The organism is Cupriavidus sp. WGlv3, from assembly GCF_023952475.1.
In the GTDB taxonomy this organism is placed as follows: domain Bacteria; phylum Pseudomonadota; class Gammaproteobacteria; order Burkholderiales; family Burkholderiaceae; genus Cupriavidus; species Cupriavidus phytorum.
This window is the reverse complement of the sequence record NZ_JALHRX010000005.1, coordinates 12,929-37,231: the sequence shown is the minus strand read 5'-3', so window position 1 is coordinate 37,231 and position 24,303 is coordinate 12,929. Positions and strand designations below refer to the sequence as shown.

Annotated in this window: 22 protein-coding genes; 12 read left to right on the top strand and 10 right to left on the bottom strand. The window is 68.3% G+C overall.

What is annotated here, in order from left to right:
• Positions 1-148: 148 nt before the first annotated feature.
• Complete coding sequence (locus MKD38_RS11105) at positions 149-1,000, top strand: helix-turn-helix transcriptional regulator (RefSeq protein ID WP_252676789.1); 852 nt, start codon at positions 149-151, stop codon at positions 998-1,000.
• 30 nt (positions 1,001-1,030) lie between these two features.
• On the opposite strand, the gene MKD38_RS11100 is transcribed toward MKD38_RS11105, so the two are convergent.
• The 5 genes from MKD38_RS11100 to MKD38_RS11080 form a co-directional block, all read right to left on the bottom strand.
• A complete protein-coding gene (locus MKD38_RS11100; RefSeq protein WP_252676788.1) occupies positions 1,031-2,260 on the bottom strand; it encodes a hypothetical protein in 1,230 nt (409 codons plus the stop codon).
• 313 nt (positions 2,261-2,573) lie between these two features.
• Entirely contained in the window at positions 2,574-3,059 is a 486-nt protein-coding gene (locus MKD38_RS11095) for a GNAT family N-acetyltransferase (protein WP_252676787.1), read from the bottom strand.
• Between the two features lie 7 nt (positions 3,060-3,066).
• A complete protein-coding gene (locus MKD38_RS11090) occupies positions 3,067-3,588 on the bottom strand; it encodes a phage tail protein (RefSeq protein WP_252676786.1) in 522 nt (173 codons plus the stop codon).
• A gap of 37 nt (positions 3,589-3,625) precedes the next feature.
• Complete coding sequence (locus tag MKD38_RS11085) at positions 3,626-4,162, bottom strand: phage tail protein (RefSeq protein WP_252676785.1); 537 nt, start codon at positions 4,160-4,162, stop codon at positions 3,626-3,628.
• Positions 4,163-4,171: 9 nt separating this feature from the next.
• Positions 4,172-4,720 carry a phage tail protein gene (locus MKD38_RS11080; RefSeq protein ID WP_252676784.1) on the bottom strand — a complete coding sequence of 183 codons (549 nt, stop codon included), beginning with the start codon at positions 4,718-4,720 and terminating at the stop codon, positions 4,172-4,174.
• Between the two features lie 461 nt (positions 4,721-5,181).
• On the opposite strand from MKD38_RS11080, the gene MKD38_RS11075 reads away from it, so the two are divergent.
• Positions 5,182-9,300, top strand: a complete 4,119-nt coding sequence (locus tag MKD38_RS11075) for a putative Ig domain-containing protein (protein WP_252676782.1) — start codon at positions 5,182-5,184, stop codon at positions 9,298-9,300.
• An 86-nt stretch (positions 9,301-9,386) separates the two neighbouring features.
• Here the strand turns inward: MKD38_RS11075 and MKD38_RS11070 are convergent, their stop codons facing one another.
• Positions 9,387-9,848, bottom strand: coding sequence for a hypothetical protein (locus MKD38_RS11070; protein WP_252677209.1), 462 nt, complete (start codon positions 9,846-9,848; stop codon positions 9,387-9,389).
• Positions 9,849-10,099: 251 nt separating this feature from the next.
• On the opposite strand from MKD38_RS11070, the gene MKD38_RS11065 reads away from it, so the two are divergent.
• Complete coding sequence (locus tag MKD38_RS11065) at positions 10,100-11,527, top strand: homospermidine synthase (RefSeq protein ID WP_252676780.1); 1,428 nt, start codon at positions 10,100-10,102, stop codon at positions 11,525-11,527.
• Positions 11,528-11,559: 32 nt separating this feature from the next.
• Positions 11,560-12,870: an NAD(P)/FAD-dependent oxidoreductase gene (locus MKD38_RS11060; RefSeq protein ID WP_252676778.1), complete on the top strand. Its 1,311-nt coding sequence runs from the start codon at positions 11,560-11,562 to the stop codon at positions 12,868-12,870.
• A 12-nt stretch (positions 12,871-12,882) separates the two neighbouring features.
• Here the strand turns inward: MKD38_RS11060 and MKD38_RS11055 are convergent, their stop codons facing one another.
• Entirely contained in the window at positions 12,883-13,323 is a 441-nt protein-coding gene (locus tag MKD38_RS11055; protein ID WP_252676777.1) for a DUF2231 domain-containing protein, read from the bottom strand.
• A 93-nt stretch (positions 13,324-13,416) separates the two neighbouring features.
• Positions 13,417-14,946, bottom strand: a complete 1,530-nt coding sequence (locus tag MKD38_RS11050; RefSeq protein ID WP_252676776.1) for an FAD-dependent oxidoreductase — start codon at positions 14,944-14,946, stop codon at positions 13,417-13,419.
• 183 nt (positions 14,947-15,129) lie between these two features.
• Between MKD38_RS11050 and MKD38_RS11045 the strand changes: the two genes are divergently transcribed.
• The gene (locus MKD38_RS11045; RefSeq protein WP_252676775.1) at positions 15,130-15,759 is read left to right on the top strand and encodes a DUF2239 family protein; all 630 of its coding nucleotides are present in this window, start codon (positions 15,130-15,132) and stop codon (positions 15,757-15,759) included.
• Between the two features lie 9 nt (positions 15,760-15,768).
• On the opposite strand, the gene MKD38_RS11040 is transcribed toward MKD38_RS11045, so the two are convergent.
• Complete coding sequence (locus MKD38_RS11040) at positions 15,769-16,170, bottom strand: hypothetical protein (protein WP_018005635.1); 402 nt, start codon at positions 16,168-16,170, stop codon at positions 15,769-15,771.
• Positions 16,171-16,361: 191 nt separating this feature from the next.
• On the opposite strand from MKD38_RS11040, the gene MKD38_RS11035 reads away from it, so the two are divergent.
• The 6 genes from MKD38_RS11035 (at position 16,362) to MKD38_RS11010 (ending at position 21,901) form a co-directional block, all read left to right on the top strand.
• Positions 16,362-16,868 carry a DUF1993 domain-containing protein gene (locus MKD38_RS11035; protein ID WP_252676774.1) on the top strand — a complete coding sequence of 169 codons (507 nt, stop codon included), beginning with the start codon at positions 16,362-16,364 and terminating at the stop codon, positions 16,866-16,868.
• Between the two features lie 377 nt (positions 16,869-17,245).
• Positions 17,246-17,881, top strand: a complete 636-nt coding sequence (gene queE, locus MKD38_RS11030) for a 7-carboxy-7-deazaguanine synthase (protein ID WP_115680296.1) — start codon at positions 17,246-17,248, stop codon at positions 17,879-17,881.
• Between the two features lie 147 nt (positions 17,882-18,028).
• On the top strand, positions 18,029-18,505 hold the full coding sequence (locus tag MKD38_RS11025; RefSeq protein WP_252676773.1) for a 6-pyruvoyl trahydropterin synthase family protein: 477 nt from the start codon (positions 18,029-18,031) through the stop codon (positions 18,503-18,505).
• 11 nt (positions 18,506-18,516) lie between these two features.
• A complete protein-coding gene (gene tadA / locus MKD38_RS11020; RefSeq protein ID WP_252676772.1) occupies positions 18,517-19,134 on the top strand; it encodes a tRNA adenosine(34) deaminase TadA in 618 nt (205 codons plus the stop codon).
• Positions 19,131-20,087, top strand: a complete 957-nt coding sequence (gene ldcA, locus MKD38_RS11015) for a muramoyltetrapeptide carboxypeptidase (protein WP_252676771.1) — start codon at positions 19,131-19,133, stop codon at positions 20,085-20,087. Before tadA ends, ldcA begins: the two co-directional genes overlap by 4 nt.
• A gap of 191 nt (positions 20,088-20,278) precedes the next feature.
• A complete protein-coding gene (locus tag MKD38_RS11010; protein ID WP_252676769.1) occupies positions 20,279-21,901 on the top strand; it encodes an ABC-F family ATPase in 1,623 nt (540 codons plus the stop codon).
• 66 nt (positions 21,902-21,967) lie between these two features.
• Here MKD38_RS11010 and MKD38_RS11005 read toward each other — a convergent pair whose 3' ends face one another.
• Positions 21,968-22,567 (bottom strand): hypothetical protein, encoded by a 600-nt coding sequence (locus tag MKD38_RS11005; RefSeq protein WP_252676767.1) that lies wholly within the window; start codon positions 22,565-22,567, stop codon positions 21,968-21,970.
• 246 nt (positions 22,568-22,813) lie between these two features.
• Between MKD38_RS11005 and MKD38_RS11000 the strand changes: the two genes are divergently transcribed.
• Positions 22,814-24,247 (top strand): aldehyde dehydrogenase family protein, encoded by a 1,434-nt coding sequence (locus MKD38_RS11000; RefSeq protein ID WP_252676765.1) that lies wholly within the window; start codon positions 22,814-22,816, stop codon positions 24,245-24,247.
• Positions 24,248-24,303: the final 56 nt, after the last annotated feature.

Sequence of the window (24,303 nt, the reverse complement as noted above, 5' to 3'; positions counted from 1 at the left end):
CTGGTCGCACTCGCCGCGGAGGGGCGGTTCGCGGCTCAATCGTATGGCGCCGCTGCATGTCGCCTCCGCATGCGGCACGCTACAATCCGACGGTCTGGCATTTTCATCATTCTTGTCGTTACCCTTGTGCCCCAGGCGAAAGGCAAGCATGCGCCCCACACCAACCGTCCTGACGTCCGAGGACAAGAAGCTGCAGGCATTCCGGGATGAAGTGATTTCCCTGTACGAGCACGAGCCCGACCTGCTGAAGCTGCCGGACGTGCTGTTCCCCAGCGTGGCCAGGCTCACCGATGGCGACGTCGTCAGCTATGCCGAATTCCACCAACGCAGCCAGGAGTTCCGCGCGCTGGTCTCGGTGGACGACGACCCCACCGCGCGAGCACGCGGCATGCAGGCCTTTGCCAGGCACCAGCACAGCCATCCGTTCTGGCAGTACGATCCGGCGTTCTATGGCGAACGCGCCTTGCGCGAATCGGATTTCTTCAGCGATGACGAGTTCATGGCGCTGCCGATGGCGCGGGAAGCCTTGCTGCCGTCGAATGCGCGGCGGCTGCTGGCGATCGTGTTCCAGCACGAGGGCTATGCGGTCACCGTGGCGAGCTTTCGCGTCAGCGGCAGCCCGCCGTTCAGCGACGGCGACCGCGATCGCCTGCAGGCGCTGCGCCCGCACTTGCTGCGCTGCTATCGCCAGGCGCAGCAGCGCACCGTCGCCAGGCTGGGGCCGGCCGAACGCCTGCGGCTGGCATTCCCGACGCTGACGCCGCGCCAGCTCGAGGTGTGCGGATGGCTGGCGCAAGGCAAGTCGAACGAGGACATCGCGGCCATCCTTGGCGTCAGTGTCGACACCGTGAAGGTGCATGCGCGCGTGATCTACGACAAGATCGGCGCGGGCGGCCGGCACGGCGTGGTGGCGATCGCGCATACCGTGCCGCCGTTCTCGCAATGGCCGCCGCTGTGGACATTGCATGCGGCCGCTCCCGCGCAAGGGGCAGCCGCCTGAGCGTGGCGCTGGCCGTGGCCGGCCGGACCGCTACGGCCTGAGCGACGGCCGCGCCGCGCTCGCCTTGCCGGCCAGCGGACTGGTTTCGGTCTTCAGCGTGCGCTGGCTTTGCGGCGGATAGACCGTGGCGGCGATCTCCGGCAGCGGATCCTGCACGCTGGCGCCGACCGTGTTCATGTTGTCGATCACCTGGAACGTGGTGAGGGTTGGCACGGCTTGCCACCAGACTCCGGTCGTGGTCACGTCGGGCTTGTCGATTTCAAATTTCTTCGCGATCGTGGTCGCTTCGCTGATCGACAACTCCTCGGTGAACGACACCGAATAGGACAGCGTCAGGTTGACCTTGGCGCTGAACACGCCGATGTCGAAACCCGATTCCAGCCCCAGGCTGACGCCAAGGGTTTGGGTTTCGCTGTCGGTGATGCTGACGCCGGTGGTCACGTCGACCTCGTAGCCGGTGTCCAGGCCGGGCTGTCCGGTCAGCTCCACCAGCTGCTGCCACACCTGGCTGATGCTGAGGATGGTGTAGGTGCTGCTGTCCGTGCCCGGCACCAGCATGGCGAACGGCGTGGTGGCAGCGACCGTGGCCGGCATTTGCTCGCCGACGTAGGTCGGTGCGGGTGGTTGGTCCGCCGCGCCGTAGGGCGTCGCCGGCGGCGTGTCGAGCGTCACGGTGCTGGCGCCGCCGATAAACACCGGGCCGCTCGGTCCCCAGTTGCTGATCGCGCCCGACGGCTGCAGCGCAAAGCCCTGGGTGGCGGTCTGGTCGGCGCCGTTGGTCAGCAGCACCGACTGCACCATGCCGCAGAACGGATACGAGTAGCTGTCCCAGAACGCGCCCACATAGCTGGTGCCGCCGGCAACCGGTGGCTGCAGCGGATTGCCCGACACCGGCACCGATTGCACCTGTACCCCGTTGACCAGTCCCACCAGGCTCTGGCCCTGGGTCCAGATCATTTCCACCAGGCTCCACTGGTCGGTCGGGATCTGCCCGGCCTGGAAGGTGTAGCGGTTGCCGGCGTTGTCCCACACCTCCGGATAGAGCATCGGCACGTCGCCATCGCCGGTACCCACGCCCAGGATCAGCGATTGACTGAGCGAAAACACCTTCTGGTCGGCGGGCAGCCCTGCGCTGTCCACATAGATCCAGGCCAGCACATGCACGGTGCTTGCCTGCAGGATGATGGCTGGCGCGCCGGCATTGAACTGCACGGCGCCGGGCGATGAGAAATCGAATGCACTGACGGTTGGAGCGTTCATGGTGTTACCCCTCGGATCTTGAATCGGTCATGAAGCAACGGGAACGGCATTCACCCCTGCAACAATGTGCCGCCTTCGGTGGGATGCGGGACGCAAGCGCGGTTGGCGGCTGAGGACTTGCTGTGATCCGCGCTTCGTGCAGCCATGTTGCGTTGCGCGTTGCGCCGGACATGCATGCTGCTGGGGCACTATAGGATCGCGCCATGCCGGTCGCCATTACTCATCGGGATTAGGGCGACGGGGCAGTGCGGGTGCCGGCGCCTGGCAGTAAGCGGCGTTTAACTCAGGCCTGCGCGGGCCCGTCACGGGCGCTTCAGCGTGAACCGTCCCAGACCATCCGTCGATATATCCCGTTGTCCTGCACCGTCCGGAACCCGTGCCGAACGTACAAGGCCTGCGCGCGGTTGTGCCGTTCCACGTGCAGGTCCACGGTCTTGCGTGCGCTCGCGGCCAGCGCCAGCACCGCCGCCAGCACGCCGCCGCCGATGCCCTGGTGCTGGTGTTCGGGCAGCAGGGACAGGTCGATCACGTGTAGCGAGCCGGCGTTGTGCTGCAGGTAGAGCCGCCCGATGGCCTCGCCGTGACGCAGCAACAGCAGGAACTCGGCATCCGGGTAGGCCTGGTAGGCGCGCTGCTGGGCGTTGAACTGCATGGCGAGGAAGCTGGCGCGCTGGGCCTCGCTCCAGCCGGTGCGGTGCAGTTCCGCGTCCCGGGTGGAGGCGTACAGGCGTGCCAGGAAGGCTCCGTCAGTTCCGGCGACTGGCCGCAGCGCGATGCCGGGAACGTCGATGGCGGTCATCGACGGCCTACGGACGCGGCGGATAATCGCCGGTCAGCGCGATGCAGTACATCAGCGCCGTGCAAGGCTGCAGGTTCTCGTGCGGCTGGCTGGCGCCGGCCGTGCCCACGGCCTGCGGCGACAACGTGGTCATGACCGGTGCCGGCGACGCGTTGACGGCGATGCAGCTCTGGTTGTTGGGCAGCATGAAGCGGGCGGGCAGCCTGGCATTGGCCTCGGTGGACACCGCGCGCGCCGTGTCGCCGTATACCGCGTGGTTGTGCGCGGGCATTTCCGCCGCGGTGAGCGTGACCGTGGCCGCGCCCTGCGGATTGCCCGGCTGGTTGTCGACCGGCCCGGTCACCGCGCGGCCGCGCAGGTCGGGCAGGGCGAAGTTGGTGGTGCCGTTGCCGCCGTACTGGGTGCCGAGCAGCGAGAACAGCGCCGAGTTCTGCTGGATTGCCAGCAACTGACCGTCGCATGCGGCCCAGCCGGCCGGCGGGTAGTTGCAGCCGAAGATGCGGATTTCTCCCAGGTACTGGTCTGACATATGGCCTCCGTTGTCCAGGTTGGCTTGCGCCCGGTGCTCAGCTTTGCGACGGATAGATGCCGTCGGTGGCGATGATGTAGTTCAGCGACAGCGTCGGCATCTGGTTGTTGTGTGGCTGGGTGCCGCCGCTCATGCCGAGCGTGCCGGCTGCAAAGGCGTTCTTGCCGGGTGGGTTGGCGGTGCCGGCGTCGTAGAACGCGTTGGGCGACGGCGTGGTGCCGGGCAGCAGGCCTGGCCCGGGCGTGACGGTCGAGGCCATGGTGTTGGTCGCCTGGATCGGATGCGAGTGCCCGGGAATCTGGCCCGGCAGCAGGGTTACGTTCGGGCTGCCGAAGGCCTGGCCGATGGTGCGCTGGCTCAGTCCCGGGCCGGTGCCCTGGCCCAGCGGCAGGTTGCCACGCAGGTCGGGCAGCCTGAAGGTGGTGGTGCCGTCGCCGCCGTAGAGAGTGCCCAGCAGCGAGAACAGCATCTCGTACTGGGCAATGCTGAGCGTCTGGCCCGCGCAGAATTGCCATCCCGCCGGTGCAAAGTTGCCGGCGAACATGCGGATTTCACCTACGAACGGTTGCGCCATGATGTCTCCTCAACCCCGGCTCGGGTAGATGCCGACCAGCGAAATGATGTAGTTCAGCACCAGCGACGGCTGCATGTTGTCGTGCGGCTGCCCGCCTCCGGTGCTGCCGCAGGCTTCGTCCAGCCATGGCGTGAGCGAGTCGGGCGTGCCGTACAACAGCTCACCGGGGCCGGAGATCGACGGATCGTTGGGGTTGTACAGGTTGCTGGCCGCCAGCACGCGGTCTTGCGACACGCCGACGTTCAGCGCCGTCGCCGGGCTGGAAGAGACGTTGAACGGATGGGTATGGGCTGGCACCTGCGCGGTGGTCAGCGTGACCGCCTCGACCCCGGCCATCTGGCCCTGTGCGAGGCCGTCGGGATCGCGGTGCAGCGGCGTGCGGCCGCGCAGGTCAGGCAAGGCGAAATTGGTGGTGCCGTTGCCGCCGTATTGCGTGCCGAGCAGGCTGAACAACGCCTGGTTCTGCGCGATGGACAACAGGGCGCCGTTGCATAACGCCCATCCTTTTGGCGCAAACGCGAATGCGCACAGCCGGATTTCCCCCAGATACTGGTCCAAGATCAGCCTCCCCGGTTGAACAACACCCTAAAAGACGCGGCGCCTGCCTGTCTGCCCACGGCGTCGCACCAATACTGATTTAATTAAATTTGATATCTGATATCAAATTTGATCAATTACGTATTGATCGATTTGACGTATTTTCTGCACCGGGCCCGAGTCGGTATTGCGGCCCGTTCCGCAGCCATCCCGCGCAATTCACGGACAGACCGAAGTGTTGGCGATGTCAGCGGAAAGTCAACAAAAATAACAACGCCCGTCCCGAGCCGCGCCCGGCCAAGCCTCGGCGCGCCGCGCTCGACGACGGCAATGGCAACCCGCCGCAAGCCGCGGGTGTCGGGAGAAATCGGGTGTCAAGACAAGCCAGGGGTTGCGCCGGCGCTGAGCGTGCCGGGCAGGCGGTGGGGGCCGTCGCACGAGTCCATCGGTGGTGGCGGGGCTGGCGTTGCCGGCTCGGGTCGGTGCTGGTGGCGCTGTGGCTTGGTTTGCTGCTGGGGTCTCCTGCGCCGGCCTTTGCGGTGGCGTGCACGCTGAACATCACCGCCACGTCCAACCAGCAGAAGGTCTATGCGTTCACTGCAGCCGACTACGCTGCCTGCGATCCGAACCAGTTCGGCATCGCCTATGACGCCATCGGCAACGGCAACTTCGGCGCCCCGATGCAAACCACCCCGACTGCCCAGAGCGGCACGCTCTATGTCTACAACGGCAACCTGCCGAACGGGCAGAACGAGAACGGCTTTGTCTACACGCCGCCCGCCGGTTTCACCGGCATCGACAGCGCCGTCTTCTATACCAGCGACAATGGCGCGACCTGGTCGCCCGCCGGCACGGTGTACTTCAACGTCGCGGCCGGCCCGCCGACCGTGACCGGCGTGACGCCTTCGTCCGGCCCGGCCAGCGGCGGCACCGCCGTGACCGTTACCGGCACCAACTTTGTCGGCGTGACCGCGGTCAGGTTCGGCGGCGCCGCGGCATCATTCTTGGTCAACAGCGCCACCTCGCTGAGCGCCACGACGCCCATTGGCACGGCCGGCACCGTCGACGTGACCGTGACCACGGCCGCCGGCACCAGCGCCATCAGCGCCGCCGATCGGTTCACCTATGTCTCGGCGCCCCCGGTGGCCAATAACGTCAGCGCCACGGTGGCGTATGGCAGCGCGGGCAACCCCATCACGCTGAACCTCACCGGCGGCGCGGCCGCCAGCGTCAGCGTGGCGTCGCCGCCCGGCCACGGCACGGCGATCGCCACCGGTACCTCGATCACCTATACCCCGACCTCGTCCTACGCGGGACCGGACAGCTTCACCTATACGGCCACCAACGCCTCCGGCACGTCCGCCCCCGCCACCGTGACGATCACCGTGGCGAACCCGAACCTCATCTACGCGCCGGCATCGCCGCCGCCGGGCGCGGTGGGCGGTGCCTACAGCCAGTCGCTGGCGGCAGCCACGGGCGGAACCGGGCCGTACACCTATGCGATAGCGTCGGGCGCGCTGCCGCCCGGCGTGGCGCTGTCGAGTGCGGGTTTGCTGGTGGGTACGCCAACGGCTGGCGGCACCTTCAACTTCACGGTGAGAGCCACGGACAGCAGCACGGGTACCGGCCCGTTCAGCGTCACCAGCGGCACGCTGTCGCTGGTGCTGGGTGGGGCCGCGATGAGCCTGTCGCCGGCGCCCGGCGTGCTGAGCGCGGCGGCGGGCACGCCGTTCAGCCAGGCCTTTACCGCGAGCGGCGGCACCGGTCCGTATTCCTACTCGATCACGGTCAATGGCGGCACCATGCCGTCCGGGCTGGCGTTCAACAGCGCGACCGGCGTGCTGGCTGGCACGCCAGGAACGGCGGGGACCGTGTCGTTCACCATCCAGGCCAACGACAGCAGCACAGGAACGGGGCCGTACAGCGTGGCCGGCGCCTATACGCTGACCATCGCCGCGCCAACGATCACGCTGGCACCCGCGACGCTGGCCAATCCCGCACTGGGCGTCGCTTACAGCCAGAGCGTGACGGCCAGCGGCGGCACCGCGCCCTACACCTACAGCCTGGTCGCGGGCGCCTTGCCGCCCGGCCTGACGCTGAACAGCAGTACCGGCGCTATGGCTGGCACGACGGTGGCCGGCGGCAACTACAACTTCACCGTGCAGGCGAGCGACAGCCAGGGCTTTACCGGAAGCCGCGCGTACAGCCTTGCAATCGGTGCGCCGACCATCGTCATCAATCCGGCCACGCTGCCGCAGGCGACCGTCGCCGCGGCCTACAGCCAGGCCCTCACGGCCGCCAGCGGCACGGCGCCGTACACGTATGCGATCACGGCGGGCGCCTTGCCCGCCGGCATGTCGCTGTCGGCAGGCGGCGTGCTGTCGGGCACGCCGACCGGCGGCGGCACCTACAACTTCACCGTGCGCGCCACCGACAGCAGCACCGGCACCGGCCCCTATACCGGCAGCCAGGCCTATACGCTGACCGTCAGCGCGCCGGCGCTGAGCCTGTCGCCCGCGTCGCTGCAGGCTCCAGTGGCAGGGGTGGCGTACAGCCAGGCGTTTACGGCGGGCGGCGGCACCGCGCCCTACACCTTTGCCGTGGCGGCCGGAACGCTGCCCGCGGGCCTGTCGTTGAACCCGTCCACCGGTGTGCTGAGCGGTACGCCGCCGACGGCCAGCACGCATACCTTCACGGTGCGCGTGACCGACAGCAGCACCGGCACCGGCGCACCATACAGCATCAGCCGCGTCTATACGCTGGCAACGGGACAGGGCATGCCTTCGGCGCCGCCGGTGGCAGTGACCACGCTGTCCAATGCGCCGGTGACAATCCATGCCGCCGCCAACGCCGCCAACGGGCCGTTCTCCGGCGTCAGCATCGTCACGCCACCGACCAGCGGCAGCGCCGTGGTGAACGGACTGGACATCGTCTATACGCCGGTGCCGACCGCGTCGGGCCCGATCACGTTCACGTATGCGCTGGTCAACAGCGCGGGGACCTCGGCGCCGGTGCCGGTGACCGTCACGGTCAATGCGGTGCCGGTGCCGGTGGCGCAGAAGCAGGTGTCGACGCTGGCGGGCCGCCCCGTCGACGTGGACGTGACCGAGGGCGCCAGCGGCGGGCCGTTTACCGGCGCCGCGATCGTCTCGGTGGTGCCCGCCGATGCCGGCACCGCCACCGTCGCCAGCGCCGCGCCGAAGACGCCGTCCGCAGACGGCAAGCAGGTCGCCGCCACCGCCTACACCGTCAACTTCGTGCCGGCGGCCGCTTTCGCCGGCACCGCGGTGGTGACCTATACGCTCAGCAATGCCGTGGCGACGTCGTCGCCGGCGCTGATCCAGGTGGCCGTGGCGGCGCGCCGGGACCCGTCCACCGACCCTGACGTGGTGGGGCTGGTCAACGCCCAGATCCAGGCGGCGCGGCGCTTTGCCACCGCGCAGATCGCCAACTACAACCAGCGCCTCGAGGCGCTGCACGGCAAGGGCAGGGCGCCGTCCGGCAACCAGATCTCGGTGGTGATGCCGCGCGCCCAGGCCGATCCGGAACGCTGCCAGGCGGTCGAAGGCTTCGCCGCGCGCGATGCCTGCCTGCGCGGCACGGCATCAGCGGGCCAGCGCGGGCGCGCCGCCGACACTGCAACCGGCTCCCGCTCTGCGCGCGCAACGGCCGACGCCGGTGATGGCGCCGGCACTGGCGCCGGCAACCCACCGGACCTGCCTGGCGGCGCCGACCCCGGCGGGCACCCTGCCGCGGACGACACCGACGACGCGCGCCTGGCGTTCTGGACCGCGGGCACGGTCGACTTCGGCTTCGCCAACGCGGGGGCGCAGCGCTCGGGCTTCCGCTTCACCACGGGTGGCGTGACGGCCGGGGCCGACTATCGCTTCTCCGACCAGCTTACGCTCGGCATCGGCTTCGGCTATGGCCGCGACAGTACCGACGTGGGTTCGGCCGGCACGCGCAGCACCGCGGACAGTTTCAGCGCCGCGCTGTACGGCAGCTACCGGCCGCAGCCGTCGCTGTTTATCGACGGCGTCGCCGGCTACGGCTCGCTCAGTTTCGATTCGCGTCGCTGGGTGGGCGACGAAAGCGCGTTCGCCTACGGCAAGCGCGACGGCCACCAGGTCTTTGCCTCGCTGTCGGCGGGATACGAGTATCGGGGCGAGGCTTGGCTGGTCTCGCCGTACGGACGGCTGTCAGTGTCCGACAGTACGCTCGACCCGTTCACCGAGGCCGGCGCCGGGTTCAGCGCGCTGAAGTATTTCGGCCAGACCGTGACCACGGTGTCCGGCACGCTCGGGCTGCGCACGGAATACGCCACGGCGACGCGATGGGGGCTGTTCCTGCCGTTCGCGCGGCTGGAGTACCAGCATGATTTCAGCGGCCAGAGCGGGGCCGGGCTGGCGTACGCCGACCTTGCCGGCACGGGTCCCGCTTACACGGTGGTCAATGCGCCATACGGGCGCGATCGCCTGCAGCTGGGGCTGGGCGGCAGGCTGCGCACGCGCTCGATGACGTTCGGCCTCGACTACAACGTGATGGTCGGCATGGGCGGGCTGCAGCAGGGCGTGCGGCTGACGTTCGCGGCGCCGTTCTAGCCGGTGGGCGCCGCGTCCGTGCTGCTGTCCGCGCTCAGCTAGCAAGCTCAGTCAGCGAGCTCAGTCAGCGCCCCCAGTCAGCGAGCTCAGCGCCCCATGCCGGTTCCGGGCGCGCCGCCCGACGGTCCGGTGGTGCCGGTCCCGCCGGTGCCCGTGCTGGGCGCGTCCAGTCCGCCGCTACGCGTGGTCCCCGAGCCGGTCACGGACGGCGAACCGGTCGAGCCGGAGGGTGCGGCCACGCCCGATGCCCCCGCCGCGCGGCCGGCGCCTGCATCGGTGCCATGCCGCTTGCCGGCCGACGAGCGCGAGCTGCCGTGCATGTCGCCGCTGGCGGCCTTGCCGCCGCCGTCGGTCATGCTGGTGCCGGTACCGGGCGTGCCCGGGCTGCCCGGCGTGCCGGTCGAGCCCGACGGGCCCGTGCCGGCGCTGCCGCCGCCCGAGCTGCCGCCCGAGCCACCGCCAGCGCCGCCGGCACCCTGTGCCAGTGCCGCGCCGCTTGCCAGCGCCGTGCAGGCAAGCCAGGCCATCATCCATCTCCGAGCTTTCATCGTCGTCTCCTTGCATTGGAAGCACGGTAGCCGCAAGGGGCGTTCCAGCCCGGCGCGGATGTTGGCGCGCACACCGTTGCAAGCTTTGCCGGTGTGAGGTGGCAATAGTTACCTGAGGCCACATGGGGCGGTGTGCGCGGCAGCAGGCAGCGGCATATCGCTGCGCATGGCACACGCCCGCCGACCGGCATGCGGATTGCTTATGAGAGATAGAAGTCATCTCCGCAGCGGCGGTATCTCGGGAGCACGCGATGGACTCGCCGGCAACCACTTTCAAGAAATTCGGCGGACTGGATGGCCGCATGCTGATCGTCGGTTTCGGCAGCATCGCGCGTTCCGTGTTGCCGGTGCTGCTGCGCCATCTCGACATCACGCCGGGGCAGATCACCGTGATCTGTCCGGCTGGCAACGATCTCTCGGTTGCGCAAAGTTATGGCATCCGCGTGGTGACCAAGGCGCTGACCGAGGAAAACCACAAGCAGGTCCTGCAGGACCTTGCTGGCGAGGGCGACTTCCTGCTGAACCTGTCGGTCAATGTCTCGAGCGAGGCGCTGGTGCGCTATTGCTGGGAGCACGGCGCGCTGTACCTGGATACCTCGATCGAGCCCTGGACGGGCGGTGCCACGGACCCCGCCGCGCCGCTGTCACGTCGCAGCAACTATGCCCTGCGCGAAGGCGTGCTGGCGTTCCGCCTCGACAAGCGCGACGGGCCCACCGCGATCCTGACGCAGGGCGCCAACCCGGGCCTGGTGTCGGCATTGGTCAAGCAGGCGCTGGTCAATATCGCGGCGGACAACGACGTCGACCATGAAGCCCCGGCCAGCTTCGAGGACTGGGCGGCACTGGCGCGGCAGCTCGATATCCGCGCCATCCATATCGCCGAGCAGGACACGCAGGTTGGCGACCGGCGCAAGGTTGCCAACGAGTTCATCAATACGTGGTCGGTCGACGCCTTCATCGAGGAAGGGATGCAACCAGCCGAGCTCGGCTGGGGCACGCACGAGCGGCACTGGCCGGCGGATGCGCGGCGGCACGGGTTCGGCTCGGATGCGGCGGTGTACCTGACGCGGCCGGGATTCGGCACGCGCGTGCGCAGCTGGACCCCGCTGGGCGGCCCCTACCACGGCTTTCTGATCACGCACGGCGAATCGATCTCGATTGCCGATCACCTGACCCTGCGCGACAACGGCGAGGTCGTTTACCGGCCGACGGTGCACTACGCCTACCGCCCCTGCGACGACGCGCTGCTGTCGATCGACGAACTGATGGGCAACGGCGGGCGCAAGCAGGACCAGCAGCGCATCCTGCGCGACGACATCGTCGCCGGCAGGGACGAGCTCGGGGTGCTGCTGATGGGCAATGCGCGCGGCGTCTACTGGTACGGCTCCCGGCTGACCACGGAACAGGCCCGGCAACTGGTGGAACACAATACCGCCACCAGCCTGCAGGTGGCCGCCGGCATCCTGGGCGGCGTGGTCTGGGCGCTGGAGCATCCGCGCGCGGGCGTGGTCGAACCCGATGACCTGGATTACGAAGCCGTGCTGCGCATCGCGCGGCCCTACCTGGGCGAGCTGGTAGGCGTCTATGGCGAATGGACGCCGCTGTCGCAGCACTCGCAGCTGTATCCGGAAGCGGGCGACGAAGACCCCTGGCAGTTCGTCAACGTGCGCGTGCCATAGGCGCAGGCCAGGCGCAACCGGAGCCGAAGGCGATGTCGGGGCTGCTGCAAAAGGAACTGGGCGTCATCGAGAACTCGTACTACGAGGCGAGCGTCGCGCGGCCGGCGCCGAGCCAGCCGCTGCAGGGGCGCACGGACGCGGAGGTATGCGTGGTGGGGGGCGGCTATGCCGGCCTGTCGTGCGCGCTGGAGCTGTCCGCGCGCGGCTTTCACGTGGCGCTGCTCGAGGCGCACCGGATCGGCTGGGGCGCTTCCGGGCGCAATGGCGGCCAGGCCATCGTGGGCTTCGGCGCGGAGGGAGAGGGCGCGATCGAGCGCCAGTGCCCGGCCGAGCTGGCGCAGGCGGCGTGGAATGCATCGGTCGAGGGCATGCGCCTGCTGGAGCAGCGCATCGCCACCTACGGCATCGACTGCGACCACGTGCGCGGCTACCTGACGCTGGCGCCAAGGGCGCACAAGGTCGACGGCCTGCGCCGCTGGGTGCGCCATATGCACGAGCGCTATGACTATCCGCTCGAATGGATCGAACGCCCGCATCTTGGCCGCCATGTCGCCAGCGACCGCTTCGTCGCGGGGGCGTATGACCCGCACTCGGGCCACCTGCATCCGCTGAAGTACTGCCTCGGGCTGGGCGCCGCGGCGCGCCGGCAGGGGGTCGAGGTGTTCGAGAATTCGGCCGCCTATCGCGTCGAGCGCGACCAGGCGCCAGTGGTGAAGACCGCCGAGGGCGAAGTGCGGTGCCGGCAGGTGGTGCTGGCGGGCAACGTTTACCTGGGCGAGTTCGGCGATCATCTCGCGCCGGAAATCGCGGCGCGCATCATGCCGGTGGGAACGTACATGATCGCCACCGAGCCGATGGATGCGCAACGCGCCGCCGCGCTGATGCCGAGCCGGGTCGCGGTATCCGACAACAACCTGATCGTCGACTATTTCCGTCTCAGTGCCGACAACCGCCTGCTGTTCGGCGCCGGCGAGACCTTCAGCGCGCGCCCGCCGGGGAACCTGGTGCAGCGCATCCGCGCGCGCATGCTGCAGGTCTTCCCGCAAACGGCGGACCTGAATATCGATTATTCCTGGGGCGGCTTCGTCGATATCACCATGAACCGGGCGCCCGACCTGGGCCGCATCGGCACCAACCTCTACTATGCGCAGGGGTTCTCCGGCCACGGGCTGTCGTTTGCCGGCATGGCCGGGAAACTGATCGCCGAGGCGATGAGCGGCGATGCGTCGAGATTCGATGTCTTTACCCGCATCCGGCATCACCGCTTCCCGGGCGGCGCGCTGTTCAGGACCCCCGCGCTGGTGCTGGGGATGTGGTACTACAAGCTGCGCGACCTGCTGTAACGGCCAGCTTCATCACCGCAGTGGTGCCGGCGGGGTCTGCACGCCCACGCCATGGACATGCACCATCTTCCCGCCCAGCCAGCCTGACACCACCAGCAGGCCGATGGCGATCGCCGACAGCACGATCGCGCCGGCACCGGCGCCGCGCATGCGCCACCAGGCGTTGATCACATAGAGCGCGACCACGGTCAGGTTGATGCCCATGTGCAGCAGCGCGATGCGGCGGATGCCGCTGGGCAGCGACAGCAGGTCGATCAGGCCGGGCAGGGCCGCGAGCAGCGCGCCGATGATGCCGCCGACCATGGCATAGAAGGCCACCACCGGCCAGTTGGGACTGTCGCCGCCGAAATAGCGGATCAGGTCGCAGGCAAAGGAAAAGATCCACAAGCCGATGGGGATGGTGATCAGCATCGGATGGATCGGGTGCTTGGCAATGCTGGCGGGAGTGAGCATGGCGACTCCTTTACGTTCCGGGCGCGCACGGGCCCGTGCGTTCGCCGCGCCATCGCAATGCCATCGCAATGCCGGCGCGGCGTGCCTCCCCGTTCAATGATGGCGCTGGTCGTCCCGTGTCAGGTCGACGGGCTCCAGTCCACCTTTCGCCGGACCATGCAGCACCGAGCCATCGACGCCGAAGCGCGAGCCATGGCAGGGGCAATCGAAGGATTGCTCCAGGCTGTTCCACTGGACCAGGCATTTCAGGTGCGGGCAGGTCGCATCGAAGGTGTGCAGGCCGCCATCCGCATCGCGGAACGCGGCCACGTGGCGGCCGCCGGCCTTGACCACATGCCCTGCGCCCGGGGCGATGGCATCGAGCGCGACGCCGTCGTCCTTGCCGAGCCAGTCGGCGTACTGGGCCACCACATTGGCGTTCTCGCGCGCATACTCGACCACGGCCGTTACCGACTTGCGGGAGGGATCGTAAAGGTCGGCCCAGTCATTGGTGCGGTCGGTGATCTGGTCGCGGATCAGCATGCCGGCAATGGCGCCGTGAGTCATGCCGTTGCCGGAATCGCCGGTGACGACATAGACGTTGGTATCGCCGGGGTTGCGGCCGATAAAGGCGACCCCGTCGACCGGCTCCATCACCTGGCCCGACCACGCGAACACGGGTTCGTCGACCACCGGGAAGCGCTGGCGGGTCCAGTCGACCAGCCTGCCGAAGCGCTGCCCGGCATCGTCCGCCTGGCCGACCTTGTGATCCTCGCCGCCGCTGATCAGCAGCTGGCAGCCGGCGTCGAGGTCGCCGGCGATGCGCACGTAATGGTAGGGATCGAGCGTGTCCCAGAACTGGCACAGCGGCATGCTGCCGCGCGGCACCTTCATGCCCACCACGAAGGTCCGGTACGCGGCCTGCTTGGTATGGATGGCAAAGCGGTCGATAAACGGCGTATTGGTGGCGACGATGACGTTGCCGGCTTCGATGCGCGCGCCGCTGTCGGTGCGCACGGTGGCGGGCCGGCCATCTTCGACCTGCATGGCGCGGGTCTTGCCGTAGACCCTGCCGCCGCGGCGCTGGATCGCGTCGACCAGGCCGCCCAGGTACTTCAGCGGATGGAGCTGCCCTTGCCGCGGGAACCGCAGTGCCGAGCGCAGCGCCACCTTGCCGGTGGGCACGTCGGTGACCCGCTCGACGTCGTCGAGGCCGGCCCGGTGCGCCGCATCCAGTTCCTTCGACAGCAGATCCTCGCCATCGGACGATTCGGCAAAGAGGAAGCCGTCGACCCGCCGGAAGTCGCAGTCGATGGCCTCCGCTGCGCAGATCGACTCCATCCGCGCCACCGCCGCCGCGTGACTCTGGGCCACCTGCCGTGCCGCCTGATGCCCGAGGTGGCGTTCGATGTAGAAAAAATAATCGTCGAAGGCCGTCATCAGGTGCGCGGTGGTCCTGCCGGTTTCACCGGCGCCAGGCCCGTCCGCATCGATCACGATCACGACCTGTCCGGCGGCGGCCAGTTCATAGGCGACGGACAGCCCGGCGATGCCCGCGCCGATGACGCAGGCGTCGCAGGTCGCCTCGCCATCCAGGGGCGGGCTGGAAAGGGTTGTCCCGGCTGTCCAGTATGAAATCGTCATGCCGCCCGACCTCCGCTTGTTCCGCCTATGTCTCAGTGATAGGTCAGTGATGCCGGCGCAGGTATCGGGCGCGGTCCTACACCCGTATGGACGGATCGATATAAATTACCCGGGTAATATTGACTTCTTATTTTATCCGGGTAATATTTCGCGATGTTCATGTTTCTCTTTCGCAGACCTGCCATGACCGCGCCCACGCCTCACCACTTCACCACCTTCGACGGCCACCGCCGCATTGCCTCGGGTCCGCTGCCGGACAACGCGCTGGCGCTAAGACGGGCCCTGGACAACGGCGCGGCCGGGCCGGTGCTGGTATTCGACGACAGCACCGGCCGCTCGATCGACCTGGATACCAGCGGCACCGAAGACGAGATCCTTGAACGGTCGGCAGTGCGCGCGGCACAGCTGGCCGCGCCGCAGCCGGCGGCCGGCGAGGGCGGCAAGGGTGGCGCTGGCCCGCAAGCGGCCGAACCGCGCGGCCGTGGCCGCCCAAAGCTGGGCGTGGTGTCGCGCGAGGTGACGCTGCTGCCGCGCCACTGGGAGTGGCTGGCCGCGCAGCCGGGCGGCGCGTCGGTGGCGCTGCGCAAGCTGGTCGAGCAGGCGCGCCGCGAGCACGCCGGCAAGGACCGCAGCCGCGTGGCCAGCGAGCGTGCGTATCACTTCATGGTGGCGATTGCCGGCGACCTGGCCGGTTTCGAGGAAGCAAGCCGGGCGCTGTTCGCCAACGACCTGGAAGGGTTCGCCAGGCAGATCGCGGACTGGCCGGCGGATGTGCGCGAACACGCCCTGCTGCTGGCGCACAGCAACGGCTGAGCGGCGCGTTCAGGCTCCGCCCAGCAGGTCGTGCGCATCGACGATCGCGTAGGCGATCTCGGGGTGCGCCTCCATGCTGCGCCGGATCGCCGACGGGATCGACTGGCGGATCTTGCGGCACAGGCCGGGCTGCTCCAGCACCTGGATGCTGATGCCGCGCACGGTGCGCACGCCGCGCGCGCTGGGCGTGATGCTCAGCACGATGCCGAGCTGGGCCTGCATCAGGCCCTCCATCCGTTGCAGCTCGGCCAGGCTGGTCAGGTTTTCGAGCCGTTCGACCAGCCGCTTTTCCTCGGCGCGGGTCAGGCGCAGCACGCGCAGGTCGGCATCGGGGTCGCTCAGCAGCGCTTCACGCCCGCAGATGCAGGCACCGGGCGGGCATTCCGTGCGGAGAGGGAACGGCGCGTTCATGTCGGGCGCGGACAGGGCAGGGCGGCAGGATTGCAGATTGCGGGGGCGGTGGCTGGCTATGTTAAATCAGGATGCCGGCCAGCGGCGCATGCTCCGGCAGCGAAGGCCGATCCGGTCTATGCTCGCGGCTGCGGTCCGCATGCCCAAGGGGCCGCAAGACAAGAAACCCGCCCCTGCACAGGAGACCCTCCATGGCACTTTCGATGTACGACGTTTCGATCCCTCCGTTTATCCGCGCGCTGGGCAACCTCGACGCGATCCTCGCCAAGGGTGCGGCGCACGCCCAGGCGCAGGGGATGGACCCGGCCGATCTGATCCAGACCCGCCTGATCGCCGACATGGATCCGCTGCCGGCGCAGGTGCAGCGTGCCAGCGATGCCGCCAAGGGCTGCGCCGCGCGGCTGGCCGGGATCGAGGTGCCGTCGTTTGCCGATACCGAAACGACCTTTGCGGAACTGCAGGACCGCATCGGCCGCACCATCGTGTTCCTGGAGCAGATCACGCCGGCGCAGCTGGAAGGCAGCGAGCAGCGCGTGGTCGAACTGAAGCTGCCCCAGGGCCCGCTGCGCTTCGACGGCAAGTCCTACCTGCTTGGCTTTGCCTTGCCCAATTTCTATTTCCACGTGACCACTGCCTACGACATCCTGCGCCACAAGGGCTTGCAGATCGGCAAGCGCGACTACCTCGGGCTGAAGTAGGCACGCAACGGGCCGGCGCGGGCCGGGCCGGCGTGGGCCCGGCGCGAGCGCTGTACATCACCTTTGCCGGGGCGGACCGGGCTGCGGCGGCCAAGCGGAAACCCTGGGGCCTCTGGTATACTTGCGGCACGTCCGGCCCAATGCCGGGCGCAGCCTGCGACAGGCCAGGACAGCCCCACCCGGCAGCACCCGCGCTGCCAGCACAGCCGCCCCGATCGATACGTTTCGGTCCACGTCGAGGGCGCGACCACGCGCCAATGTGACCACGCGGCGCGAGGTCCGGCTCCGGCCCTGCCCATCCTTTACTGAACCCCGGCCAGCAAGTGCTGCCGAACTGCTGCGAACCGCTGTTTACGGTCCGAGAGAGACCCCCACGCATGACTTACGCCGTCAAGGAAATCTTCTATACGCTGCAGGGCGAAGGCGCCAACGCCGGTCGCGCCGCGGTGTTCTGCCGCTTTGCCGGCTGCAACCTGTGGAGCGGCCGCGAGCAGGACCGCGCCAGCGCGGTGTGCCAGTTCTGCGATACGGATTTCGTCGGCACCGATGGCACGCGCGGCGGCAAGTACCGTAGCGCCGGGGAACTGGCCGCGGTGGTCGCGTCGGAGTGGCCGCAAGGCGCCGGCGGCAAGCCGCTGGTGGTCTGCACCGGCGGCGAGCCGCTGCTGCAGCTCGATGCGCCGCTGATCGACGCGCTGCATGCGCAGGGCTTCGAGATCGCGATCGAAACCAACGGCACCATCGCCGTGCCGCCCGGCATCGACTGGGTCTGCGTCAGCCCCAAGATGGGTTCGGAGCTGGTGGTCACGCGCGGCGATGAGCTGAAGGTGGTGATCCCGCAGGAAGGGCAGGACTTTGCCGCATACGAGAAGCTTGATTTCCGCCATTTCCTGGTGCAGGCCATGGACGGTCCGCTGGCGCGCGAAAATACCGCCGCCGCGGTGGCCTTCTGCCAGCGCCACCCGCGCTGGCGGCTGTCGCTGCAGACCCACAAGCTGCTGGGCATTCGCTGAGCGGCAGTGCCGCTGGCCAGCTCCGCGCGAGCCACGAGGCCAGCCATCTGGTCAGCATCAGGCAGGCAATTCAGTCCACAATAGAGGCTTCGGACGCACGCGCGGCGTCCGCTTCAACGCAGGCGGCCGGCACCGGCGCCGGTACACATGAGCAAACAAGTTTCCATCACCCGCCGGCTGGAGTTCGACTCCGGCCACCGCATCCCCAACCACTGCGGGCAGTGCCGCAATATTCACGGCCATCGCTATCGGCTGGACCTGACGCTGTCGGGCGAGGTGCTGCATCGCGAGGGCGCCTCGGATGACGGCATGATCCTGGATTTCGGCGACATCAAGGCGCTCGCCAACGAGCACCTGGTCAGCAAGTGGGACCACGCCTTCCTGATCTACCGCGGCGATACCGCGCTGCTGAACTTCCTGCAATCGATGGAAGGACACAAGACCGTGGTGCTGGACGCGATCCCGACGGTCGAGAACCTGGCCCAGGTGGCCTTCGACATCCTGGCGCCGGTGTTCAAGGACTGCTTCGGCCACCAGCTGCAACTGACCAGGCTGGTGCTGTTCGAAACGCCCAACTGCTGGGCCGAGGTCAGCGCGCCGGTGGTGCTGCCCGCGCAGGACTGAGCGGGCGACGAATGACCCAGCCGCCGCCGCTGCCGCCTTCACCGCCATCGCCACCGCTGCCGCTGCGCGCGCCGCGCGCGCTGCCGGACGATCCGGCGCAAGCCGCCGAGCGCGACGCGCGCTACATGCGCGCCGCGCTCGAAGAGGCCCGCCTGGCCGAAGCCGCGGGCGAGGTGCCGGTGGGTGCGGTGGTGGTCTGGAACGACACCATCATCGCGCGCGGCCACAACCTGCCGATCCGCTCGGTCGATCCGTCGGCGCACGCCGAAATGCAGGCCTTGCGCGCCGCCGCCCAGGTCGTCGGCAACTACCGCATGCCCGAGTGCGAGCTCTACGTGACGCTGGAGCCGTGCGCCATGTGCAGCGGCGCGATCCTGCATGCGCGGCTGCGCCATGTGGTATTCGGGGCCAGCGATCCCAAGACCGGCGCCGCCGGCAGCGTGGTCAACCTGTTCGAGCAGGCCCAGCTCAACCACCAGACCAGCATCACCGGCGGGGTGCTGGCCGACCACTGCGGCCAGATGCTGAAGGATTTCTTCGGCGCCCGCCGCCGCGCGCAGAAGGCTGCACAGAAGGCGGCACGCCAGCCGGCCGCCGGACCCGACCAGAACCACGACACTGAAGCATGAGCACGCCGAACAGCAGGCCGCATACCGAAGTCCGACTGATCGCCTCATCCGGGTATCCGCACGATGTCGCCACCGCCGCGCGCGGCTGTGCCTGGCTCAAGCACCATGGCTACCACATGACCAACCCGGACGTGCTGGCGCGGCGCTACCTGCGCTTCGGCGGCACCGACGCGGAGCGGCTGGCCGACCTGCACGCGATCGGCACCGGCGTGCCGCATGAACTGACGCTGGCGGTGCGCGGCGGGTATGGCATCGCGCGCCTGCTGGCGCAGGTCGACTTTGCCCGCATCGCCGGGCAGGCGCGCGCCAGCGGCACGCCCATCGTCGGCCACAGCGACTTCACCGCGTTCCAGCTGGCCTACCTGGCGGCCACCGGCGGCGTCACCTTTGCCGGACCGATGTTGCTGGCCGACTTTGGCGCCGAGGGCGTCGACGCCTTTATGTGGGAGCACTTCGAAGGCATCCTGCGCAATCCTGCCTACCGCGTCGACATCGCCGCGCCGCAGTCCGGCGGCCAGCCGTTCTCCGGTAGCGTCGACGGCACGCTGTGGGGCGGCAACCTGGCGATGCTGTGCAGCCTGCTGGGCACGCCGTTCATGCCGCAAGTGCAGGGCGGGGTGTTGTTCCTGGAAGACATCAACGAGCCTCCTTACCGGGTCGAGCGCATGCTGGTCCAGCTGCAGCAGGCCGGCGTGCTGGGCGCGCAGCGCGCCATCGTGCTGGGCGATTTCTCCAATTACCGCGTCACCGACTACGACAACGGCTACGACATGGAGGCCGTGGTGGCCTACCTGCGTGAGCAGCTGCCGGTGCCGGTGCTGACCGGCTTGCCGTTCGGGCATTGCGCGCGCAAGCTGACGCTGCCGGTCGGTGCGCAGGTGCGGCTGGCGGCACGCGCCGACGGTTTCAGCATGGCGTTCTCGGGCTACCCGGTGCTGCCACCGCTGGCCTGAGCCAGCGACCCGTAGCCGCGTGCGCCGGTCGCAAGGAATGCGTCCGGATGATAGAATGCGCGGTTATTTCCTGATTTCCTGCCGGGTTCTCGCATGAACCCGGCGTGGCCCGTGCCGCAGCGCCTGCCATGGCCGCCGGAATGCTTCCGGCCCGCGCCGCGGCGCCACCATCTCCAGACAAGGTTCAAGACGTGCTTTCTACCGCAAACATCACCATGCAGTTCGGCCCCAAGCCGTTGTTCGAGAATATCTCGGTCAAGTTCGGCGAGGGCAACCGCTACGGCCTGATCGGCGCGAACGGCTGCGGCAAGTCCACCTTCATGAAGATCCTGGGCGGCGATCTCGAGTCGTCGGCGGGCAACGTCATGCTGGAGCCGGGCATCCGCCTGGGCAAGCTGCGCCAGGACCAGTTTGCCTATGAAGACATGCGCGTGCTCGACGTGGTGATGATGGGCCACACCGAGATGTGGGCCGCCGCGCAGGAGCGCGACGCCATCTACGCCAACCCGGAAGCGACCGACGAAGACTACATGAAGGCCGCCGAGCTCGAGGCCAAGTACGCCGAATACGACGGCTACACCGCCGAGGCGCGCGCCGGCGAACTGCTGCTGGGCGTGGGCATCCCCACCGCGCAGCATCAGGGCCCGATGAGCGACGTGGCGCCGGGCTGGAAGCTGCGCGTGCTGCTGGCGCAGGCCCTGTTCTCGAACCCGGACGTGCTGCTGCTGGACGAGCCCACCAACAACCTCGACATCAACACCATCCGCTGGCTGGAGACCGTGCTCAACGAGCGCAACTCCACCATGATCATCATCTCGCACGATCGCCACTTCCTGAACTCGGTCTGCACCCACATGGCCGACATGGACTACGGCACGCTCAAGGTCTATCCGGGCAACTACGACGAGTACATGGAAGCGTCGATGCAGGCCCGCGAGCGCCAGATGGCCGCCAACGCGCGCGCCAAGGAGCGCATCAGCGAGCTGCAGGACTTCGTGCGCCGCTTCTCGGCCAACAAGTCCAAGGCCCGCCAGGCGACCTCGCGCGCCAAGCAGATCGAGAAGATCAAGGTCGAGGACATCAAGCCGTCGTCGCGCCAGAACCCGTTCATCCGCTTCGAGTTCGAGAAAAAGCTGCACAACCTGGCGGTCGAGGTCGAAGGCATCACCAAGAGCTACGACCGCAAGATCATCAACAACCTGTCGCTGGCGATCCAGGCCGGCGAGCGCGTCGCCATCATCGGCGAGAACGGCGCGGGCAAGACCACGCTGCTGCGCAGCCTGCTGAATGGCGCGGTGCAGACCGGCGTGCAGCGCGGCGTCGAGGTCGACCGCGGCACGGTCAAGTGGGCCGAGAACGCCAACGTCGGCTACATGCCGCAGGACACCTACGAGGAGTTCCCGCAAGACCGCGACGTGATGGACTGGATGAGCCAGTGGACGCAGGCCGGCGACGACGAGACCTCGCTGCGCGGCACGCTGGGCCGCCTGCTGTTCTCGGCCGACGACATCAAGAAGAACGTCAAGGTGCTGTCCGGCGGCGAGAAGGGCCGCATGATCTGGGGCAAGCTGATGCTGGGCCGCCACAACGTGCTGGCGCTGGACGAGCCGACCAACCACATGGACATGGAATCGATCGAGTCGATGCAGATCGCGCTCGACAAGTTCCAGGGCACGCTGATCTTCGTCTCGCATGACCGCGAGTTCGTCAGCGGCCTGGCCACGCGCATCATCGAAGTTCGTACCGACGGCACGCTGACCGACTACCTGGGTACGTACGACGAGTACCTGCAGTCGCAGGGCATCGACGGCTGAGCGCCGCGACCCTATGCATGCCGAAGGCCGCCTCCGGGCGGCCTTTTTGCTGTCTGGCGTGGCGTGTCAGGCGGCGCTGCCGTCGCGGACCTGGTCCAGCTGCGCCATGATGGCGCGGGCGGTGATGTCGCCCCGCGCCTTGAGCAGCGCCGCGTGCAGCGGTTCGCGCAGCGCCATCAGCGCGGGCAGGTCGGCGGCCTTCTCCACCTTCACCTGCAGCATGTAGCCGCGCAGCCCGAGATGCTGCCCGATCACGTCGGTATAGAAATGGTAGAGGCGCTGGTATGCCTGGACCTCGGCGGGCGAGTGGGCCGCGGCTGCACTGGTGGGCGGCGCCGCTACCTCGGTCACCGGCGCATGGCGCATCGCGTAGACCGAGAACAGGTTGGTGTCGGCAGCCGGTGGCGCGACACGCGCGGATTCTTGCGGAGCGGTGGTGGGCGGCTGTGCCGGTTCGGCGACGGCTTCGACCAGCCCGTGGGCCAGCAGCGTTGCCATGGCCTCCGGGCCGATCCCCATGCCCGCCACCTGCGCCAGCAATGCCTGCTCGCGGCGCTCGCCGTTGACCATCAGCAGCAGCGCGCGCAGCTTGTGGTCCAGCTTGCGCGCGCGGCTGCGGATTTCGTCCTGCCCCGCCTCCGTCTTGCGGTAGATCGGATCGACCATGCCTTCGCCCCCTTAGTCTTGTTATGTGCGCGCGCTGTGGCGAGTCTCCCCCGTCCACCAGTCGCGTGTCTCCCGTCTGTCACCCGCGGCCGATTATCGCCAGGTTCTTGTGCCGAGCGGCAGGCGCGGCCGGCGCCATTTTCTGCAGCGCCATAACATGGGCGGGAATCCGCTCTACAATGTGCGTGCACCATAAAAGTAACAAAAAATTGCAATCGCCAATTCACCAAACCGAGAACTGTGGCCATGCAACAACGAGACAAACTCTTCATTAACGGCAAGTGGGTTGCGCCCCACGGCACCGGCAAGATCGATGTCATCCATTCCGCCACCGAAGCGGTGATGGGGACCATTCCGGAAGGCTCGGCCCGCGACGCCGAAGACGCCATCCAGGCCGCGCGCGCCGCCTTCGAGGGCTGGTCGGCAACGCCGCCGGCAGTGCGGGCCGGTTATATCGCCAAGATCGCCGAAGGGCTGAAGGCACGCAGTGAAGAACTGGCGCAACTGATCGCCGGCGAAGTCGGCATGCCGATCAAGCTGGCGCGCGCGATCCAGGTCGGCGGCCCGGTCTACAACTGGGGCCAGGCCGCCCGGCTGGTGGAAGGCTTCCGCTTCGAGGAAGAAGTCGGCAATTCGCTGGTAGTGCGCGAGCCGGTGGGCGTGGTCGGCGCGATCACGCCGTGGAACTATCCGCTCAACCAGATCACGCTGAAGGTCGCGCCGGCGCTGGCTGCAGGCTGCACCGTGGTGCTCAAGCCGTCCGAGGTGGCGCCGCTCAACGCCTTCGTGCTGGCCGAGGTGATCGAGGCCGCGGGGCTGCCGCCGGGCGTGTTCAACCTGGTGACCGGCTACGGCCCGGTGGTGGGCGAGGTGCTGGCGAGCCATCCGGAAGTCGACATGGTGTCGTTCACCGGCTCCACCCGCGCCGGCAAGCGCGTGTCCGAGCTGGCCGCGCAGACCGTCAAGCGCGTCGCGCTGGAGCTGGGCGGCAAGTCGGCATCGGTGATCCTCGACGATGCCGACCTGCCGGCCGCGGTCAAGGGCACCCTCAATGCCTGCTTCCTCAACTCCGGCCAGACCTGCTCGGCGCACACCCGCATGCTGGTGCCGCGGGCGCGCTACGACGAAGTCAAGGCGATCGCGCAGAAGGTGGTGGCAGGCTTTACCGTGGGCGATCCGCTGCAGGAAACCAGCAAGCTGGGCCCGCTGATCTCCGCGGTGCAGAAGGACCGCGTGACCGGCTATATCCGCCGCGGCCTGGAAGAGGGCGCCGAGCTGGTGGCCGGCGGCCCCGAGACCCCGGAAGGGCTGGACCAGGGCTTCTTCGTCAAGCCGACCGTGCTCGGCAACGTCGAGCCGCGCGCGACGGTGGCGCAGGAAGAGATCTTCGGGCCGGTGCTGTCGATCATCTGCTATGACACCGAGGAAGACGCGGTGCGCATCGCCAACGACAGCATCTATGGCCTGGGCGGCGGCGTCTGGTCCGGCGACGAGGCGCGCGCGATCCGCGTGGCGCGCCGCATCCGCACCGGTCAGGTCGATATCAACGGCGGACCGTTCAACATGCAGGCGCCGTTCGGTGGCTTCAAGCAGTCCGGCAATGGGCGCGAAGCCGGCAAGTACGGGCTGGAGGAATTCCTCGAGTACAAGTCGTTGCAGCTGAAGAAGCCAGCCGCCTGACGGGCCCGCGGGCAAGCAGGCCATCAGCGAGGAAATGCCCGGCTGGTCCGGGCATT

Excerpts from the sequence above, each read along its gene's own strand:
- MKD38_RS11040 (WP_018005635.1), bottom strand. The coding sequence starts at position 16,170 with ATGAACGCGCCGTTCCCTCTCCGCACGGAATGCCCGCCCGGTGCCTGC.
- MKD38_RS11100 (WP_252676788.1), bottom strand. The coding sequence starts at position 2,260 with ATGAACGCTCCAACCGTCAGTGCATTCGATTTCTCATCGCCCGGCGCC.
- MKD38_RS11095 (WP_252676787.1), bottom strand. The coding sequence starts at position 3,059 with ATGACCGCCATCGACGTTCCCGGCATCGCGCTGCGGCCAGTCGCCGGA.
- MKD38_RS11050 (WP_252676776.1), bottom strand. The coding sequence starts at position 14,946 with ATGACGATTTCATACTGGACAGCCGGGACAACCCTTTCCAGCCCGCCC.
- MKD38_RS11070 (WP_252677209.1), bottom strand. The coding sequence starts at position 9,848 with ATGAAAGCTCGGAGATGGATGATGGCCTGGCTTGCCTGCACGGCGCTG.
- MKD38_RS11000 (WP_252676765.1), top strand. The coding sequence starts at position 22,814 with ATGCAACAACGAGACAAACTCTTCATTAACGGCAAGTGGGTTGCGCCC.
- MKD38_RS11085 (WP_252676785.1), bottom strand. The coding sequence starts at position 4,162 with ATGGCGCAACCGTTCGTAGGTGAAATCCGCATGTTCGCCGGCAACTTT.
- MKD38_RS11090 (WP_252676786.1), bottom strand. The coding sequence starts at position 3,588 with ATGTCAGACCAGTACCTGGGAGAAATCCGCATCTTCGGCTGCAACTAC.
- MKD38_RS11005 (WP_252676767.1), bottom strand. The coding sequence starts at position 22,567 with ATGGTCGATCCGATCTACCGCAAGACGGAGGCGGGGCAGGACGAAATC.
- MKD38_RS11045 (WP_252676775.1), top strand. The coding sequence starts at position 15,130 with ATGACCGCGCCCACGCCTCACCACTTCACCACCTTCGACGGCCACCGC.
- ldcA (WP_252676771.1), top strand. The coding sequence starts at position 19,131 with ATGAGCACGCCGAACAGCAGGCCGCATACCGAAGTCCGACTGATCGCC.
- MKD38_RS11035 (WP_252676774.1), top strand. The coding sequence starts at position 16,362 with ATGGCACTTTCGATGTACGACGTTTCGATCCCTCCGTTTATCCGCGCG.
- queE (WP_115680296.1), top strand. The coding sequence starts at position 17,246 with ATGACTTACGCCGTCAAGGAAATCTTCTATACGCTGCAGGGCGAAGGC.
- MKD38_RS11055 (WP_252676777.1), bottom strand. The coding sequence starts at position 13,323 with ATGCTCACTCCCGCCAGCATTGCCAAGCACCCGATCCATCCGATGCTG.
- MKD38_RS11105 (WP_252676789.1), top strand. The coding sequence starts at position 149 with ATGCGCCCCACACCAACCGTCCTGACGTCCGAGGACAAGAAGCTGCAG.
- MKD38_RS11025 (WP_252676773.1), top strand. The coding sequence starts at position 18,029 with ATGAGCAAACAAGTTTCCATCACCCGCCGGCTGGAGTTCGACTCCGGC.
- MKD38_RS11060 (WP_252676778.1), top strand. The coding sequence starts at position 11,560 with ATGTCGGGGCTGCTGCAAAAGGAACTGGGCGTCATCGAGAACTCGTAC.
- MKD38_RS11065 (WP_252676780.1), top strand. The coding sequence starts at position 10,100 with ATGGACTCGCCGGCAACCACTTTCAAGAAATTCGGCGGACTGGATGGC.
- tadA (WP_252676772.1), top strand. The coding sequence starts at position 18,517 with ATGACCCAGCCGCCGCCGCTGCCGCCTTCACCGCCATCGCCACCGCTG.